The following is an 18,471-nucleotide window of genomic DNA, read 5'->3' as shown; positions in this document are numbered from 1 at the left end:
TATCTGTTTAGTCTGATGCTTCTGGCCGTGAACTAAAGTCTAAGCTGTTGTAAAACCAAACCGGCGTATTATTGCGTAGCGATAGCTTAACTTCCTAATAAGCACATGGGCAGGGTTATCAAATATGTCTTTTTACCCCCGTGATAACCTATTTCTATTCAGCCGACGTACCCCGTGGTGGTCCTCAGACACCTGAATATGAGTTACGTGAAGCTGGCTAAGGTCTGGCGATTATTCTTAATGGCGTGATTTAATGTTGTTGATGGTTATCGCTGAACCCTTGCGGCAGATGACATGTAGCCTGATTCTACCTTTGCCACAATCTTCTATTTATAAGCGGATTAATGTTGCCAGAGAGTTACTCAGCGCAATCTTCCGGCCCCCTTAATAGAACGGTCTTTTTCGTGATAACTATCACATAAATAATTTGTTAACGTTAACATCGGTGATTAACATCACGAATATCACCAGACGGATCTTTCCAAAATAAAAAGTTAACGTTAACAATAGGCGTAAATCTCCAACAGGATATCGCCATGCAACATTCTGCCCGCAATCAATATCTGATTTTAAGTGGTTTACTGTTTACGTTTTTCTTCACCTGGTCATCAGCATTCTCTTTATTTTCCATATGGCTAAATCAATATGTCGGGCTAAAAGGTGCAGAAACCGGTGCGACGTTTTCTGCCATTGCTATAACGGCACTTTGCGCGCAGCCGTTATACGGGGTGATACAAGATAAACTGGGGCTTAAGAAACATCTTTTATGGGCTATTGGTATTTTGCTGCTGATCAGTGGTCCTTTTTTTATTTATGTTTATGCCCCTTTATTGCGTATCAATATGCTAGCCGGTGCCGTGGTGGGCGGCTTATATATGGGGATGACATTCTTTGCTGGTATCGGTGCTCTGGAATCTTATACCGAGCGTGTTAGTCGGATTAGTGGGTTTGAGTTTGGTAAGGCTCGAATGTGGGGTTCTCTGGGCTGGGCCGGTGCCACGTTTTTTGCCGGTATATTGTTTAATATTAATCCTAATATTAACTTTTGGATGGCATCGGCATCGGCCGCATTATTTTTACTACTGCTATGGTGTTTACGTGAAGTGAAAGTTGATGTGATGGGGCAGTTAGAATATGGCAAAAGTAGTGCTCTGACACTTCAGGATACGCTGTCGTTATTCCGTCTGCCACGGTTCTGGGCGCTGGTGGCATTTGTTACTGGCGTCAGCGTTTACAACGTATATGACCAACAATTCCCAGTGTATTTCTCTTCTTTATTTGCTGATGCGCGACATGGTAATGAGATGTACGGTTTCCTTAATTCATTGCAAGTATTCCTAGAGGCGGGCGGGATGTTTCTCGCACCTTTTTTGGTTAACCGTATCGGTGCTAAAAAAGGTTTGTTACTGAGTGGATTGATTATGGCAATGCGGATATTTGGTTCAGGGTTAGCTCAAGATACCGCCACTATTTCATTGATGAAACTCTTACATGCGGTCGAATTACCCATTCTGCTGATCGCGATATTTAAGTATATCGCCGCCAATTTTGATCCACGGTTATCAGCAACGCTGTATTTAGTCGGCTTCCAGTTTGTCACCCAAGTCTGTGCGAGCATATTTTCACCCCTGGCAGGGATGGGTTACGACCAAATGGGGTTCGCTGATACTTATATGATCATGGGGGCAATCGTCCTTGGATTAACTATTATCTCCTGTTTTATGTTGCGCGATAAATCGCGTACCGATGATCCTTCTTTGCAATTAACGACCAAGTGAGCACTATGAATTCATTAATTGAGCGAGCAAATGATGCGCTGCAAACGTTAGCTTCTCAGGCCGGCCAACATTTCTATCCACATTATCATTTGGCTCCACCAGCAGGGTGGATGAATGACCCCAACGGGCTAATTTTTTTTAACGGACAGTATCACGCGTTTTATCAGCACCACCCTTATGATGAAAATTGGGGGCCGATGCATTGGGGCCATGCAACCAGCCTCGATATGTTGAGTTGGCAGCATCAACCCATTGCCTTAGCTCCGGGTGATTTATGGGATAAAGACGGCTGTTTTTCTGGTTGCGCGGTAGACGATAACGGTGTGTTAAGTCTGATTTATACCGGACATGTTTGGCTTAACGGTGAGGGTGATGACAACGCTATTCGCGAGGTACAGTGCCTGGCGACCAGTCAGGACGGGATACATTTTGACAAACAAGGTGTGGTACTGAATCCACCCGAGGGAATCATGCATTTTCGCGATCCCAAAGTGTGGTTTGAAGATGATTGTTGGTGGATGGTGGTCGGTGCTCGAGATGCGCGAGATCATGGGCAAGTCTTGTTATATCGCGGCAGTTCATTGCAGCAATGGCAATTTATGCAAGTTTTAGCGCGCGCAGACGACAGCATGGGATATATGTGGGAATGTCCAGATTTCTTCCCGTTAGGGAATGAACGCATTCTGATGTTTTCACCGCAGGGGCTGGTAGCAAAAGGCTACCACAATCGCAATTTGTTCCAAAGCGGGGTTTTGCGTGGTAAATGGCAACCAGGGGGCGGTTTTAAGCCATCTCAACTTTTTACCGAACTGGATCTGGGTCATGATTTCTATGCACCACAATCTCTGCTTACAGCCGATGGGCGGCGAGTCATTATTGGTTGGATGGATATGTGGCAATCGCCGATGCCGACCAAAACCGATAATTGGAGTGGCTGCTTAACCTTACCACGAGAGCTACTGATTGATTCTAAAGGTAAATTACTAATACAACCGGTGCGAGAGGTAGAAGCACTAAGGCAAACCGGTCAATTCATCACATCAATGACACTGGCCCAAGAGAAACAACTTTTACATGAAAATTGCCAGAGTCTGGAGCTGCAACTGACATGGGATACCACAGCCAGTCATGCAGAAAGATATGGTGTGCAGTTAGCCGATGTCCAAGGAACGGGGGGTAAAGTTTCAGTTTATGTCGATAATCAGGCTAGTCGACTGATTTTGGATAGATATTACCCACAATATGGACTGACGGGGTGTCGCAGTGTGGCATTACCAGAACAGGGGTTATTATCATTACGTATATTTATTGATAGTTCGTCTGTGGAGGTATTTATCAATGGCGGGCAAGCTTGTATGAGCAGTCGTATTTATCCAACCGAGCATGAACGCTGTTTATCCCTGTATGCGGAGAATGGTCAGGCCCAGCTACTACACGGCGAATACTGGCAGTTAGTGGCTAAATCATCACGTTGAAATTAAATGGATGCCCGCTCCAGCAGTGGGCACGGCAACCGGTGTGTTGAGCGTGATTCTCGCCCTTCAATCAAATGAAGGGCCGCTTCCCGACCAATATCATAATGCGGCAGTTGTACCGTCGTCAGTGGTGGCAAAAATAGTTCTCCGATGCCGACCATATTGTCATAGCCTACCACCGCAACTTGTTGTGGGATGGTAATACCTTTGGCTAGCAGCACTTGGTAGGCCAGAAAAGCGATACGGTCGTTGCCGCAAATCAGCACATCAAAATCAGGTTTTCCCTCAGGGCAGTAGCGATCGAGTAGTGGAATAACATCCTGATAATGCTCATCCCCCCACACTAAATGGCTCTGGCGCAACTGCTTTATCGGTAACGCCGATTCCTGCCATGCTTTTTCTGCGCCCGCACGTCGAGCTTTACCGGCCAGCGTACATTCGGGAAGATAAATACACAGTGGCCGCTGGTATCCTCGGCGCAACAGCACTTTCATCGCTTGATACTGACCATCAAAGTCATCAGGAATGTAGCTGGGGAACGAATGGTTTTCGCTGACACAATTAGCCAGCACGATATTTTTCTCCCGTAGGCGCTCTGGGATAGTGACTTGCCGCAGCCCCATAGATGTGAAAATAATGCCATCAGGACGCTGGGCCAGCAGTTGGTTGACCGCGCGCTTGCTATCTTCTTGTGAAGTTAGATTGACCAGGAAACTATTCCAGCCAAACTCGCGTGCCGTCAGCTCAATAGACAGTAAAATCTCAACGGAAAAAGGGGTGGTCGCGGTATCCCAGGCAAGGACTGCTAAGGTTGAGGTTTTGGTAGTATTCCCCCGCATTTTTCGTGCGGAGAAGTCTGGCACATAATTGAGGGTTTCAATGGCCTGCATGACTCGCTGATACGTTTCTGGTCGCAGTTGTTCTGGGTTATTGATGGCCCTGGAAACAGTCATTAATGAAACTGACGCCAGATTTGCTACTTCTTTCAGCGAAGCCATTACTTTCCTCAATGGATTATGTTACCGCTTTTATTGGTTGATTATCGTTATCTTGCCATTATTGATCAACCTGCGTGTCAGTATTGACTTTCGCTACTAACAAAAAGCCCTCGATGAGTGAGGGCTGGGGGCTAACGGTTGGCTTTATCATCAGCCTTATCAAGCAGGCCATTGGCTATCTTGTTGGCATCAAGATAATGCGTCGAGCTTAAGACTTTGTTGAGCGTGTCACGCACGGTTGACAGAAACAGGTCGTTATCTGATTCATTAGCACATTCAACCATTAAGGCGATCAGCAAAGCTTCATGGGCGATCAAATGATCTTCACCAGATAAGTTTGCATCGGTTTCATCTTTGTGAGCGTTAACAGATGTTTGATTAAGTGATGACATAAAACTCCTTATTTAATAATTGAATAATCTCCTGCCTACTATAGCGGGGTTTCTATTTATTGCTATGACAGATGAACCCTGTGTAACAACCGCTATAACAGGTATTAAGAGGGTTTTCCCCAAGTCATCTCCTTTTTAATGTCAATGGCTTGTCAACTGATGCTATTGACCGAACGGCGTTTATCGGTTGTCGGGCCGATAGATGCGCACCGTCCAGTGAGCCGCAGAGTTCGATGCGCCAGTTCCTCTGCCGCGCCAGCATATTGTTCTACCATTGCTGCATTTTAGTGGGTCATTTGATTTAACTGACCAATTGATTGGTTGATTTGACCAAGCGCCTGCGTTTGGTCATGAGTTGAGGTACTGATTTCGCTGATCAATGTGGAAACCTGACCGGCCTGTTCGACAATATTATCCATTGTGGCACCGGCATGTTGCACCTGAGTACTGCCATCCCGCACCCTTTCCACACTGGTTTCTATTAACTGCTTGATCTCTTTAGCCGCAGTAGACGAGCGCTGTGCAAGATTGCGCACCTCACCGGCAACCATATTGTGGGGTTTGCTCAGCAAATCCTGATAGTCAAAGCCACTGGCACGCACAAAAGCGGCGTTGGCGCAGGTAATATTACCGTGAGTATCGGTAGTTGATTGCAAGGTGGTATCGCGCTCAATGGGATACTCCTGCCGACTGACAGGCTTGTTAACTCTCATAATAACCTCAGTAAATGGGGAGATCCCGGATAACAGATAAATAAAACAATTGCTGACGGTCATCGGCGATAAAAGATAAAACTTTATACCTTTATTACTTGAATTTTCAACGCACCATAAAAGTGCTATTTATTTATACATGTGCACTTATTTTAGGCGTCACGTTATTTGATGGGAACAATTTATTTATTTTTATTAATTATTTTTTCTAACTATTTAAATGAATAGAATAATAATTTAATTGATATTAATCAATGGGTTGATTTTATTTTTGTTATGCTCATCAATTACATTGGTGAGGGAGGGGGAATGAGTTTCTTGATGGATTGTTACTGTCTATTATTTAGAAATAACATATCTAAATATCGCTCAAATGTTACATGAAATGATGTTAATCAATTTTATACTCACAATTATTTAGTGATTATGCATATTACAAGAATCATTTGTTACAACCAGAGTTGGTGGCAATGGGATGAGTGCTGAGATGAAGACACTTAACTCGTTGGAGAAGCTCAGTTGGAGCGGGGGCGAGTGATTGGTAAAGCTTTGCACATCAGTTAATTTGGTATTATCTGCCGCGACCAACGTACCGTAGCCTGTCATTCACCCGCTTTGGCAAGATCGCCATCGCCTCTTCTCAGTGTTGGTTCATTAGTTGATTTCCCCACATTTAACGATAGTTATAAGTTAATCTATCCTTAACAAAGGTAGGGTAATTCAAATGATACAAATATGCGCGTGGTTTTGTTTTTCAGTAAACTTAAACAAAAGTTAAACGAGCACGAGAATCAAATATTCCGTAAGAATAATTATGCTAGCAATGTTCCTAGTAAGATAATTCCAATTAAAATCAATGGCGTTCCTTACTTAACGAACAGGAACATCGTGACAGAGAAATTACGTTAATGATGCTACCCAACCTCGAAAAATCAAATCTATAATACCCAAGATTACAATAACAAAAATTTAGAAAGAATTACTAATCACATGTTCTGTTACTTTGTTCAAAAAATAAAACTCAAGTATAATTTAGCATGTTAATTAATCACTTGATGAATTATCATCTTTAGTTAATAGATGATTCACTCATATGGAGAATGATAATGATAATGAGAATCTTGTTTATCGATGGGGCACAAAAAACATTGCATTATAACAATAAGAAAATAATGTTAACAGAAAAGGAATTCCTAATGCTCGAATTGCTGTTGAGCAAGAGAAAAAGCAATAACATACCTATAGATGACATCATAACTCATGTTTGGAGTGGAAGAGAGAGCACGATAGTTAAAGGCAATGTCTCACAATTAGCCTATAGGCTAAGGGGGAAATTATCTGCCATAGGGGATGCTATTCAGATATCTATTTCTATGAATAGTGGTGGACGCTGTAAAGTACATCGAGACGCGATAACCATTATCACAACAGATAATGGGATTCTGTGCTTCTTGGTTAAGTCATTACTGAATATCAATAAAAATGATGCCATATAATCTTGGTTAGTTCGATGGTAAGCAATCTTAATACCCTGAAAATAAATTCAGAGTAAATATAACTTAATAAAGTCAGAAATGAAAAACAGGATAAACCTAAATAATTGTAAATGACTTGGATAGTATAGAGATAGCATCTATTATTCGAAAACCAACCAGTAAGAGAAATGAACATGAATCGATTATGAGGAAAGTGTTAGGTTTATCCATGCGGCATTAAATAAGAATAACGCCCGAAAATCCATTCTTACACACGCTCATGGATCTAATTGTTATTTGTCGCATTCCTTGAAGTAACTCTAATAACTACAGTCATAGGTTAATATGATTATTTATGCTGGTTTTTATGATGAAACATAATGAGCAGATGTTCAAAATCAGCCATTAAGCATGGCTAATAAATGGAGAGATACAATGTCACTAAAGCCCCCAGCAGAAACACAAATTATTACATGGATAATCATCGGTGTTTTATCTGCCTGGGGAGGGGTAGTGAGATACCTAATGGATAGGCAAGGAACCCGTTGTAAATGGAGCTGGATGGCTGTAATTAGCCAAGTGATAATATCGAGTTTTACCGGTTTATTAGGTGGGTTATTAAGCTTTGAGAGCGGTGCTAGCTACTATATGACATTCATATTTTCTGGGTTGTTTGGTGCAATGGGTAGTACCGCTCTGAGCTATATATGGCGTCGTTTCTTCAATCCTTCAGGGAGATAAAGTGAGTAATTTCATTCTTAGCAATACCAGTAAAAATAATTTACGGGGTGTTCATCCTCATTTGATTAACATTGTACATTTAGCACTTGATATCACAGATATAGACTTTTGTGTCATTGAGGGCGTTCGTGATATATCACGTCAACGCCAAATGGTTCTAACAGGGAAAAGTCAAACGTTAAACAGTCGTCATTTAACTGGACATGCTGTAGATCTTGCCCCGTGGATAAATCAATCTATTCCGTGGGATAACTGGAGTGCATTTAAGGTCGTTGCCGATGCTATGAAAGTCTCCGCAGAAAAATTAACGATTCCCATAGTTTGGGGCGGCGATTGGCAGACGTTAAAAGATGGCCCACATTTTGAACTCTCACGAAAGAGCTACCCATGATATTATCTATTTCAAAGATGTATAGTATTGGACTATTTCTAGTTATACTGCTTATTTGTGTATTATGGGTGCGTTATCAGCAACGAGCGTATAATCAAATTCAACAAAACAATCAGCAATTAAGAATGCAAAATGATTTATTAAATAATCGGCTATTACAACTGAAAAATCAGGCTGAAAGTTTAGCCTTAGTCATAACTAAACAAGCTCAGAATAAAAATGAACTGGAGACGAAAAATGACTTATTCCGTCAATATACTCGTGATGCTTTGGCGAAAACCCCCTGCGCTAATCAGCCTATTCCTGTTGATGTTATCCGGTTGCAACGTGAACTCATCGAACCAAAATAGCTATCCTGCCGAGCTTATTCCTCGCACCATTTTTGAAAGAAGCGATGCACCACCATTCGATATTGAGCGCTGGGGCGATTACCCAGACTATCTTTCCCGCTTATATTTAGCGTTGGAAAAATGTAATCTGGATAAAGCCACAGCCGCAGAGCTAATTTTTCATGACATGAAACACTTAAAGTCCCCTACGGAAAATTAAGCGATTTATCTTGCCTTCTCTCTATTATAGCGAGAGATCCTATCAATTAATTAACCCCACACCTATCAATTAACCAACTCGACACTATCAATTAATTAGCCCCTAGACTATCAATGGCCGGTTAACTTGCGACTTGACTGTAATGAGAAATAAAATAATCGTATTATGACTACGCTATAACTCAAAGTAATATTTAACTTTATGGCCCGTAAGTAAAGAAAATAATCAATAATTAAGATAACAGTTGATAAATACTAATAACATTACTTTTAACCTGATATTGATTTTTTAATAATCGACTTGTTGAGTATTATTTTCTCACCAACACAATGGTTGGCATAAAAAAGAGGATTTAAATATGAGCAAGGTAACCATCACTATTGATAGCTGTTCAAATGAAGTCGAAGTTAAAAATCAAACTGAGGTTGATACCGAAAGTCTAGCGTTGACCACTGCACAAGTTAGAGCCAGGGTGCCAACTGAGGTCGCACCTAATTCAAGCACCGAAGTTCTGTATCGGAGTACACCGATTATTCCTGAAAGTCGTCGAAATGTAATGATCACTAATGATGGTGCTGCAAATGTCATTACAGCCCAATACTACTGGTCGCATAGTTTCACGAGTCAATGGTTCTTATATACGTCTATTGACGTCAATGTTGGTGATTCTAAGCTATTAGTCTCACCCTCCAACTCATTGTATTACAGTAAGGTTGTTCTGATTAATAACACAAACCGTAAAGCATATGTTACTGCCGAGGAAAAATAGAATCCAAATTAATATAATTGGGTTTTACCACGGAAGAAAGTGAGTATTTAATTGGTCTCATCTTCATAATAATGAAGATCCAATATTCACGTTCACGTTTGGATTTCTGTTTAAGCAGAAATGAGGCCGCTTATTGTCAAAAATAAATCAATCACTTCTAGGGTGTGAGGTGAGTTTTATTTTAAATTTCAACTATAAGGTCTATTAAATGAATAACATTACAGAATATAACAATACAGAGAACTTTGTCCCTTATAATGTATACGCTACTTCAGCCTTTGAATTTGACTGGGATTCTTCAGCCATTCTTAAGCAAGCAGTGCTTAAAGGTATATCATTCATTCCTTATGTCGGTGATTATTTATCCTCTATTATTGGCTTCTTTTGGAAAGACCAAGAGAGAGATATCTGGCAGGAAATTTTGGGCCGGGTACAGCAACTTATCGAAGAGAATGTGCTTAAAGCTATTAAAGGCATTTTATTGGGCGATATTGCTGAACTTAAAGGGAAGGTTGCATCCGTTGTCGCGGCCTTGCAGGACCATCCTGGTACACCGGAAGCCAAAAGTTTATTTATGAGCGTATCGGTACATTTGGATAGCGTACAACGCAAGTTTACTACTTTTGATCACAAAACTAATTACCATATCCTGCCGATGTATTCAGCAACCGCGTTGATGCAAATAATGTACTGGACCATGGGCATTGAGCGTAAAGACGATATCGGATTGAACAGTAATGAAGTTGGGCAACTTCAACGAAATATTAATCTATTGGTTACACATGTCGAGGATTATATTCAAGAGATTTACGATACAGAATTAGAGATCCAATACAACGACTCGGCACCTAATACTGTAGCCAACAATGTTATGTATGTACATGGCTACTGTCGGGTGCATGGTTTGGAGTATACCGAGATCATTCAAAGTATTCAGAAGAATAGAAGCAATACACAGGGACTGTATTCAAAAATACTGAGCTACTCGACTTTCTTTGGTTGGCCAACCAGTCAGGCGCGAATTCTCGCATTAAAAGACGAAATAAATATGCCGGAGCCATTTAAGCCAAAATTAATAAATGGCCGTATAAACCAAGTTAAGTCAGTTAAAGGCTATATACGACGTATCGGAGGTGCTTTACGGGTAGGTGGATTAGAAATCACCTTTGAGAATGGTAGTAAGTACTCGCAAGGAACTGTTACTGGTGAATTTAGTTCAATTGACCTTAATGGGAGTGTCATTGAAACAATGGAAACTTGGGGTAGTGGCGCAATTGACGAAGCTAAATTTACCTTAAGCGATGGCCGTACCTTTACTGTCGGTCAACGTTATTCAACAAATTACAGAAAGTTTGCACTTGAGGGACACTATATTTCTGGCATTTTTATTGCCAGCGATCGAAGTGAACTTGCCGGCCAAGCTGCAAATATTTGTGTTTCTTATCATCAGAAACAGTGAAATAAATAATCTAATCTATATAAAGCTGCATTTCGCAGCTTTATATTAAGTTAATTATAAAAAGGAAGTAGAAATGAATAAGATGCCTCTGGCTTTATTTTTATATACTTTTTGCATTTCAGCCTATGCAGTGGAAGAAATGAGTTCAATTTCAGAAACAAATATCCCACCAGAAAGGAGTATGCAAAAATCTATCAGGAATAGTGAAACCTATACCTACATAAAGTGTGTTTATAGGAAAAATAAAGATAAAGAGTTTGATGTAACTTCATCTTGGGAATGGGGGCGGATGGGTAGTTCAGCCAGTAATTATGCTACAGTTAGCGGTCATTGGTATTCCGGCGCCATTTTATCTAATATGTTCTATACAAAAGCCAGTCATCAGGAAATAAAAGATGTTTGTATTAATACACTAAGTAATAAAGGCATTAACTATAGTGATTTAATACCTTACGCATCTGATTACACTCTTTCTTATTACTACTCATTCTGGAATGAGGGGGGTAATATGCCCTCAATCGATATTGGTAAAACGAAACTGGATAGAATGGTTATTTTTGGTGATAGTTTATCTGATACGATTAATGTTTATAACGGCTCTTATGGAACAGTGCCAAACAGTAATACATGGTTTTTAGGGCATTTTTCAAACGGACTCGTTTGGCATGAATACCTGAGTAAAAAGCATATCAAGGTGCCTGGCTATACGTGGGCAACCGGAAATGCAGAGAGTGGTAATAACCTGATATTCTCTGGGTTGGGCCAACAATTAGACTCATTTGAGTCTTATCTGAAAAAGTCTAATGGATACGATATCGGCCAAACTCTTTTTCTTGCTATGTTTGGCGGCAATGATTTTATCACGGGAAGTAAATCACCGGATGATATTATTAATAACTATAAAACCTCTTTAGTCCGATTGAAAAATCTGGGGGCTAAACAGATCGCGATATTTACTCTCCCTGATTTTTCAACTATCCCTGCGGTCAAAAACTGGAGTCTGTCCGAAAAGAATAAATTAAAAAACAAGTCTATTGAGTTTAATACAAAACTAAGTTCGTTAATCAACATGTTAAAATTAACTTATCCGGATGTTAAATGGATTATACCCGATCTAAGTTCAGCTTTTGATAAAATAATAAAAAATCCTGCAAGCTTTAATTATGTAAATTCTAAGGATACTTGTCTTAATCTGAGAGATTCGAGTCTTGATTATATTGCAGGAGCATCACCGAGAGAGGAATGTAAAAATAGCAATGGAGCATTCGTTTTCTGGGATAATATGCATCCAACGACAAAAACGCATGAGAATATCAGTGATATCTTGGCCGATGAAATTAAATTTTCACTGTAAGTTAGAGTTAAAGACATAAATAACAGTTATGTTGAGTAGAAATGGCGTATGTCTTCTACCGTGGACATACGCCCCTTTATACCATTCTAAGGCTTAACGTGTCGCCAGTGTTGCGGCTATCACATCAGCATAAGGTGCTGTCGGGCGGCCAATCAGTTTGCTTAAGGTATGGCTGTCATCAAATAACCCACCTTTAGCTGCCCCCGCGTCAGAATCTGCCAATAAACTGGCAAAACCTTCAGGTAAACCTGCGCCAATGAGGGCTTGCTTAAAGTCAGCTTGTGATAAATCCTGATATTCTATAGGTTTACCGACTTGACGGGCAATCTCAGCGGAGAATTCAGCCAACGTATAAATGTCATCACCCGCCAGTTCGTAGGTCTTACCTGCCTGATTTTCCATTAACAGCACGGTAGCCGCTGCTTGTGCATAATCTTCACGCGCGGCTGAGGCGATCCGCCCAGTGCCAGTGGCCCCAATAAATACGCCGTGAGCCATCGCAGGCGCGATACTCGCAGCATAGTTCTCGCTGTACCAACCATTGCGCAGTAATACGACTGGCAAGCCAGATTCATGCAACAGCGCCTCAGTTGCCCGGTGCTCCTCACCCAAACCCAATGGCGATTTATCGGCATGTAACAAGCTGGTGTACGCCAACAGTTTGACTCCGGCACGTTTGGCTGCGGCTATCACGGCAGTATGTTGTGCTATCCGCTGACCGACTTCACTGGATGAAATAAGCAGTAGCTTATCGACGCCGCTAAAAGCGGAATCCAGTGTGGCGGGTAAGTTATAATCAGCTTTACGCACCTGGATGCCTAAGTCTGCCAGATCTTTGGCTTTTTCAGGGCTGCGCACGGCGGCAATGATTTCGCTGGCAGGGACTTTTTTTAATAATGCGTCGATAACAAGACGGCCTAATTGGCCGGTGGCACCAGTAACTGCGATCATAATGAAACTCCACGTTTGCATTTATAGGAAAAGGTGACTGTTGATGACAAAAAGGAACCGTTTTCTCACCAAAAATTCATTCTTAAGATCATCATATGCAATATACTAACTTTACGTAAGTACGCACCAAAAGGTTAGTATCGAAATAATGGGATCGCAAAATTTGAACCGCCACATTTCATTCCCGGAACGGGTACGGCGCGGTGAGTTACTCAATGTAGATTGCCCGTCACGAGAGATTCTCAAGCGAGTCACCAGCCGTTGGGGGGTATTGGTATTGATTGCCTTGAGCAATGAAACTCTGCGATTTAGTGCGCTGAGACGCAAAATCGGTGGTGTCAGCGAGAAGATGTTGGCACAAACGCTACAGAATCTGGAAGAAGACGGTTTTGTTGAGCGGATAGCTTATCCGGTAGTACCGCCGCATGTGGAATATAAGCTGACGCCGTTGGGGAAAGAGATTCAGCAGCAAGTGGAAGGGCTGGCGGTATGGCTGGAGGAGAACTTGCATCGTATTATGGCGCAAAGGCAACCACGGGCAGAGTCTTAACCGCTGCCCGCGGGTATCTGGTGCATTGATACATCAATGATGTGGTGTATTACCCACGCTACAGCGATTTCAATGCTTCAAGTGACGCGATAGTCATTGAGGGTACTTTTATCTCGCTCTGTTACGGGATGCCAGGAAATATGGTCTATCATTACGACCTGCCTGGATTGCCGTACCACAATAGTTAATGTGGGGGAGGGGGGCGATAACTTACCTTACAGATATTGAAGTTGGCGCTAAAAGAAAACTTGCTACGTCAACATGGGCCAGAGGCAAGCCGCAATGTGTTCGTAGCAAGAGTAAACGGCTTAGCTGTTGTGATCCTGGGCCTCGCGTAAGCGCTCTTCTTCTTCCGCAATGACGGCTTTAATTTCATCAAGCACGCCCTCGACATCGACGGCCTCGGTGCTCTCAGCAAACTCGCCGGTTAGCTCAGTTTCCGGATGCAATTTGCCATCTTCATAAAGCGCCCACATCTCTTTGGCGTATTTACGATGAAGTAACTCAGGGGCATATTGACCATAATACTGCGTCATATTTTCGACATCACGCTCCAGCATAGCTTTGGCGTGGTTATTGGCTGCGGCATTGACGGCTTGTGGCAAATCAATAATCACCGGCCCGTCTTTATCCATCAGGACGTTAAACTCAGACAAGTCGCCGTGAACCACCCCAGCACACAACATGCGTACCACATACTGAATCATTATTGCGTGGTCAGTCAGAGCCTGCTCTTTAGTAAATGGCACGTCACTGAGGCGCGGCGCTGCCAGACCATCTTCATCGGTCACCAGCTCCATCAACAAAACACCATCAAGACATGCATAGGGTTGTGGAACACGCACACCGGCGTTGGCTAATAGGAACAGCGCATCCACCTCAGCGGTTTGCCAGGTTTCTTCTTGTTGCTTACGGCCAAATTTGGAGCCTTTGGCCATTGCGCGGGCGTTGCGACTATTACGTACCTTACGCCCCTCTTGATACTGAACAGCCTGCTTGAAACTGCGGTTCTCTGCTTCTTTGTAAACTTTTGCGCAGCGGATCTCAGATCCACAACGGACAACGTACACATCAGCTTCTTTGCCACTTTTCAAACGACGGATGACTTCGTCAACCAAGCCGTCATCAACCAGCGGTTGGATTCGTTTTGGAATTTTCATGGCGTCCTTGTACCCTATTTATGCCCGCGATGGAATGGCTTTGGCTGAATTTTCCTCCAGTTTACCACCCGTAAGGGTTAACGGGGGGTTTTTACTGATTATCCAGCGGCACTGAACTGAGCATTATGCAGTTTGGCGTAAGCCCCTTTACGGGCCAGTAACTCGTGGTGATCCCCTTGTTCTACAATGCCTTCTTTATCGACCACAATGATACGATCGGCATTTTGAATTGTCGCCAGGCGATGGGCAATCACTAACGTAGTCCGACCTTGCGATAGCGCGGTCAATGCGAGCTGAATGGCCTGCTCAGTTGCCGTATCTAACGCCGATGTCGCCTCGTCCAAGATCAGAATTGGCGGATTTTTCAGGAAAATACGGGCGATGGATAACCGTTGTTTCTGGCCGCCAGAGAGTTTCACACCACGCTCACCGACGACGGTATCTAACCCATCGGGTAGGTTCTCGATCAATTCATCCAGCCGCGCTTGCCGTGCTGCCGCCATGATTTCGTCGTCAGTGGCATCCAGCTTGCCGTAGGCAATGTTCTCTCTGATTGAACCACCAAACAGGAAGACGTCCTGCTGCACAATACCGATATTATTGCGCAGAGATTGTTGGGTCATATCACGGATATCAATACCATCAATGGTGATTTTGCCAGAATCCAGCTCGTAGAAACGGGGTAATAATGCGCACAATGTAGTTTTACCCGCCCCTGATGGCCCGACGAATGCCACCGTTTCACCCGCGCGAATTTGCAGGTTCATGTTAATAAAAATTGGATTATGGGGTGAATAACCAAAGTTAACATGCTGATAGTGAATATCTCCGTGCAAATGTCCTACCGACTTTGCATGAGGTTTATCAACAATATCAGGCAATGTATCAATCAGTTGAGTGAATCGTTTGAAACCGGCGATCCCTTTGGGATAACTTTCCAATACCGAGGTGATTTTTGCCACAGGGCGGAAAAAGACCTCAACCAACAGCAAGAAACCGACAAATCCACCGTAGCTCAATTGGCCATGTACCACATACCAAGTTCCCACCACCATGACGATTAGCTGTACCAAACGGGTGCTGAGATAGCTCATGGTCATGCTGGTGGTCATGATGCGATAAGCGCGCAGCTTAGTGGTGCGATAGTCTTCGTTATCTTTTGCGAACAGCTTTTTCTCGTGCGATTCATTGGCGAAGGCTTTCACTACCCGGATTCCACCGATGCTCTCTTCTATGCGTGCATTGAAATTCCCTACCTGGCCGAAAAGCTGCCGCCAGGTGTCTGTCATTTGCGCACCGTAACGGCTGACCAGATAAGTCATAAAGGGCACGATAATGATGGTAACCATCGCCAGCGGAAGATGAACGGAAGCCATCAGGATAAATGCGCCAATAAAGGTCATTATCGCGATGAAGAGATCTTCCGGGCCGTGATGAGCAATCTCCCCCACTTCTTCGAGGTCTTTAGTGACATGAGTAATGATGTGTCCGGTTTTGGTATTGTCGTAATAACTGAATGACAACTTTTGCAGGTGACTAAATGCCTGACGGCGCATGTCGGTTTCGATGCCGACCCCAAGAGCATGACCCCAATAATTCACAATTGCCATCAGCGCGGTATTTAGCAGATAAATCAGTAACAAACCGGTTGCTGCCCATAGAATCAGCACCCAGTCCTGATTAGGTAACAACTTATCGATAAATAACTTTACCGCCATTGGGAAGCTCAGTTCCAGTAATCCCGCCAGAATAGCGCAGCCAAAATCCAGGTAGAAAAGCCCTTTATACGGGGCGTAGTAAGAAAAGAAACGGCGGAGCATTAAGGCATCCTTAGCAGTTACAAATGAAGAATTCAGTGTCAGTATCGAAGAGAAACGGTTTGCAGCATTATAAATGTAAATGGTTATTAATAGCATTAATTTTGGTGATTATTGGCCGCCAATAAAAATATTTTCGATGGGAGTGTAAGTATCCCCTCAAAACGGCCCATTCACTTTTAGAGATCTTCCGACATACTGATTATGTCACCTGAGGAGATCGCTATGCGTAAGATCCGATTCACAGAGCACCAGATCATCGCCGTACTGAAATCAGTCGAAGCGGGCAGGACCGTCAAAGATGTGTGCCGTGAGGCTGCTATTTCCGAAGCCAGCTATTACAACTGGAAGGCGAAATATGGCGGGATGGAAGCCGCTGACATCAAAAAAATCAAAGATCTTGAGGACGAGAATCGTCGTCTGAAGCAGATGTTTGCCGATCTGAGTCTGGAATGCCGGGCACTGAAAGACGTCATCGAAAAAAAGCTTTAAAACCAGCGATAAAGCGTGAGCTCGTCAACTATCTGACCACGCAGTTTACGATGAGCATACGCCAGACATGCAGGACGTTATCGCTGAGCAGGACGGTGTTTCGTTATCAACCGGATACACGACGTGATGAACCGGTGATCCAAATGCTGACAGAGGTGGCCGAGCGCTATCCCCGCTACGGCTTTAAGAAGCTTTTTCAGGTACTTCGCAGGCAGGGACACGTCTGGAACCACAAGCGCGTACACCGGATTTACTGTCTGCTGAAACTGAATTTTCGTCGTAAGGGTAAACAACGTCTGCCGATACGCAATCCGGCTCCGCTGGCAACGCCGGAAGCCCTGAACCAAAGTTGGTCGATTGATTTTATGCACGACGCGCTGACATGTGGCCGACGTTTTCGGACTTTCAATGTTGTCGATGATTTTAACCGTGAAGCTCTGGCTATCGAAATTGACCTAAATATCCCGGCGCAACGGGTCGTGCGGGTGCTAGACAGAATAGTAGCAAACCGTGGATATCCGCTGAAGATGCGGATGGATAATGGGCCGGAACTGATATCACTGGCTCTGGCGCAATGGGCCGAAGAGCATGGCGTGATGCTGGAATTTATCAAGCCGGGCAAACCGACGCAAAACGCATTTATCGAACGGTTTAACAGGACGTACCGGACAGAAATACTGGATTTTTACCTGTTTAGAACGTTGAACGAAGCACGGGAAATTACGGAACGTTGGCTGAATGAATATAACAGTGAGCGGCCCCATGAATCCCTGAATAACCTGACACCGGAAGAATACCGGCTGATGGCTGAAAACCCGGAAATCTCAAAAAGTGCGTGGAACTAAAGCTGGGATACTTACAGGAATAGCCATTGAAGTCTGCATTATATCGAGTATTGTTAGTGAGCTAATAGAGAGGAGTAATAGCAATGAAACTGACGATAACTGATACCCCAACGTCTGCGGATATAGCGGAAATCATAGATGGACTAAAAGCGTTTAACCGTAAATTCGTGGGGGATAATGGCCGTAAGCCTTTAGCTGTATTTATCACCGGCGAACAAGATGAGAAGCTGGGCGGAATTGCCGGTTATACCTTAGGGAATTGCCTAAGTATTGAATATCTATGGGTATCCGACACATTACGTCTTTCGGGGGCAGGCAGTAAATTGATGCAGGCGGCAGAGCAGGAGGCTATTTCACGCGGATGTCAATTCGCTCAAGTAGATACATTCAGCTTCCAGGCCCGGCCTTTCTATGAAAAGCACGGTTACCAATTAAAAATGACATTAGAGAATGTGGTTGGGGGCTACCATCGTTATTATTTAGTCAAAATTTTATGAGACGCTTACCTATTCCCTGAATAGCATCTATAGGACTTCGTCACCTATTAGGCTATTCTGTTTTA

Annotated in this window: 18 protein-coding genes and 1 pseudogene; 13 read left to right on the top strand and 6 right to left on the bottom strand. The window is 43.2% G+C overall.

The annotated features are described in order from the left end of the window. The first annotated feature begins 536 nt into the window (after positions 1-536). Positions 537-1,778 carry an MFS transporter gene (locus tag AT01_RS04185; protein WP_042546203.1) on the top strand — a complete coding sequence of 414 codons (1,242 nt, stop codon included), beginning with the start codon at positions 537-539 and terminating at the stop codon, positions 1,776-1,778. 5 nt (positions 1,779-1,783) lie between these two features. Further along, on the top strand, positions 1,784-3,253 hold the full coding sequence (locus tag AT01_RS04180; protein ID WP_042546202.1) for a glycoside hydrolase family 32 protein: 1,470 nt from the start codon (positions 1,784-1,786) through the stop codon (positions 3,251-3,253). 2 nt (positions 3,254-3,255) lie between these two features. Here AT01_RS04180 and AT01_RS04175 read toward each other — a convergent pair whose 3' ends face one another. From AT01_RS04175 to AT01_RS20550, 3 genes and pseudogenes are all read right to left on the bottom strand, one after another. Beyond that, the gene (locus AT01_RS04175) at positions 3,256-4,251 is read right to left on the bottom strand and encodes a LacI family DNA-binding transcriptional regulator (RefSeq protein WP_042546201.1); all 996 of its coding nucleotides are present in this window, start codon (positions 4,249-4,251) and stop codon (positions 3,256-3,258) included. Between the two features lie 131 nt (positions 4,252-4,382). After that, entirely contained in the window at positions 4,383-4,643 is a 261-nt protein-coding gene (locus tag AT01_RS04170; protein ID WP_004701621.1) for a hypothetical protein, read from the bottom strand. 180 nt (positions 4,644-4,823) lie between these two features. Beyond that, positions 4,824-5,272: pseudogene (locus AT01_RS20550) on the bottom strand (methyl-accepting chemotaxis protein); the annotation flags it as partial. A 1,190-nt stretch (positions 5,273-6,462) separates the two neighbouring features. Between AT01_RS20550 and AT01_RS04155 the strand changes: the two are divergent. The 8 genes from AT01_RS04155 to AT01_RS04125 all read left to right on the top strand — a co-directional run bounded on the left by AT01_RS04155 (position 6,463) and on the right by AT01_RS04125 (position 12,094). Then, entirely contained in the window at positions 6,463-6,852 is a 390-nt protein-coding gene (locus AT01_RS04155) for a winged helix-turn-helix domain-containing protein (RefSeq protein ID WP_042546198.1), read from the top strand. Between the two features lie 390 nt (positions 6,853-7,242). Beyond that, positions 7,243-7,572, top strand: coding sequence for a phage holin family protein (locus tag AT01_RS04150; protein ID WP_407703524.1), 330 nt, complete (start codon positions 7,243-7,245; stop codon positions 7,570-7,572). Between the two features lies 1 nt (position 7,573). Continuing rightward, positions 7,574-7,963 (top strand): M15 family metallopeptidase, encoded by a 390-nt coding sequence (locus AT01_RS04145; protein WP_042546196.1) that lies wholly within the window; start codon positions 7,574-7,576, stop codon positions 7,961-7,963. Next, complete coding sequence (locus tag AT01_RS04140; RefSeq protein WP_042546195.1) at positions 7,960-8,313, top strand: DUF2570 domain-containing protein; 354 nt, start codon at positions 7,960-7,962, stop codon at positions 8,311-8,313. The genes AT01_RS04145 and AT01_RS04140 overlap by 4 nt, the downstream gene beginning before the upstream one ends. Next, positions 8,291-8,512: a hypothetical protein gene (locus AT01_RS21565; protein ID WP_144404906.1), complete on the top strand. Its 222-nt coding sequence runs from the start codon at positions 8,291-8,293 to the stop codon at positions 8,510-8,512. Before AT01_RS04140 ends, AT01_RS21565 begins: the two co-directional genes overlap by 23 nt. Before the next feature lie 358 nt (positions 8,513-8,870). Further along, on the top strand, positions 8,871-9,281 hold the full coding sequence (locus AT01_RS04135) for a hypothetical protein (RefSeq protein ID WP_052489939.1): 411 nt from the start codon (positions 8,871-8,873) through the stop codon (positions 9,279-9,281). A gap of 208 nt (positions 9,282-9,489) precedes the next feature. After that, positions 9,490-10,740: an insecticidal delta-endotoxin Cry8Ea1 family protein gene (locus tag AT01_RS04130; RefSeq protein WP_042546194.1), complete on the top strand. Its 1,251-nt coding sequence runs from the start codon at positions 9,490-9,492 to the stop codon at positions 10,738-10,740. Between the two features lie 73 nt (positions 10,741-10,813). Further along, positions 10,814-12,094, top strand: a complete 1,281-nt coding sequence (locus AT01_RS04125; protein ID WP_042546193.1) for an SGNH/GDSL hydrolase family protein — start codon at positions 10,814-10,816, stop codon at positions 12,092-12,094. Between the two features lie 93 nt (positions 12,095-12,187). On the opposite strand, the gene AT01_RS04120 is transcribed toward AT01_RS04125, so the two are convergent. Beyond that, positions 12,188-13,045, bottom strand: coding sequence for an SDR family oxidoreductase (locus tag AT01_RS04120; protein WP_042546192.1), 858 nt, complete (start codon positions 13,043-13,045; stop codon positions 12,188-12,190). A 139-nt stretch (positions 13,046-13,184) separates the two neighbouring features. On the opposite strand from AT01_RS04120, the gene AT01_RS04115 reads away from it, so the two are divergent. Beyond that, a complete protein-coding gene (locus AT01_RS04115; RefSeq protein WP_071841485.1) occupies positions 13,185-13,595 on the top strand; it encodes a winged helix-turn-helix transcriptional regulator in 411 nt (136 codons plus the stop codon). A gap of 308 nt (positions 13,596-13,903) precedes the next feature. On the opposite strand, the gene AT01_RS04110 is transcribed toward AT01_RS04115, so the two are convergent. Both AT01_RS04110 and AT01_RS04105 read right to left on the bottom strand, forming a co-directional pair. Next, positions 13,904-14,755, bottom strand: a complete 852-nt coding sequence (locus AT01_RS04110) for a PA4780 family RIO1-like protein kinase (RefSeq protein WP_004701640.1) — start codon at positions 14,753-14,755, stop codon at positions 13,904-13,906. A gap of 98 nt (positions 14,756-14,853) precedes the next feature. Next, positions 14,854-16,575, bottom strand: a complete 1,722-nt coding sequence (locus tag AT01_RS04105; protein ID WP_042546190.1) for an ABC transporter ATP-binding protein — start codon at positions 16,573-16,575, stop codon at positions 14,854-14,856. Positions 16,576-16,797: 222 nt separating this feature from the next. Between AT01_RS04105 and AT01_RS04095 the strand changes: the two genes are divergently transcribed. Beyond that, positions 16,798-17,909 (top strand): IS3 family transposase gene (locus AT01_RS04095; protein WP_144404905.1). Its coding sequence is split into 2 segments (ribosomal slippage): positions 16,798-17,059 and positions 17,059-17,909, totalling 1,113 coding nucleotides; the frame shifts between segments, so codons are not numbered across the junction. A gap of 83 nt (positions 17,910-17,992) precedes the next feature. Beyond that, positions 17,993-18,406 (top strand): GNAT family N-acetyltransferase, encoded by a 414-nt coding sequence (locus tag AT01_RS04090; protein ID WP_042546188.1) that lies wholly within the window; start codon positions 17,993-17,995, stop codon positions 18,404-18,406. The last annotated feature ends 65 nt before the right edge of the window (positions 18,407-18,471 follow it).

Origin of the sequence: Yersinia aldovae 670-83, from assembly GCF_000834395.1 — a bacterium.
GTDB classification, from domain to species: Bacteria; Pseudomonadota; Gammaproteobacteria; order Enterobacterales; family Enterobacteriaceae; genus Yersinia; species Yersinia aldovae.
The sequence above is the reverse complement of the archived record's forward strand: the minus strand, read 5'-3'. Positions and strand labels throughout refer to the sequence as shown.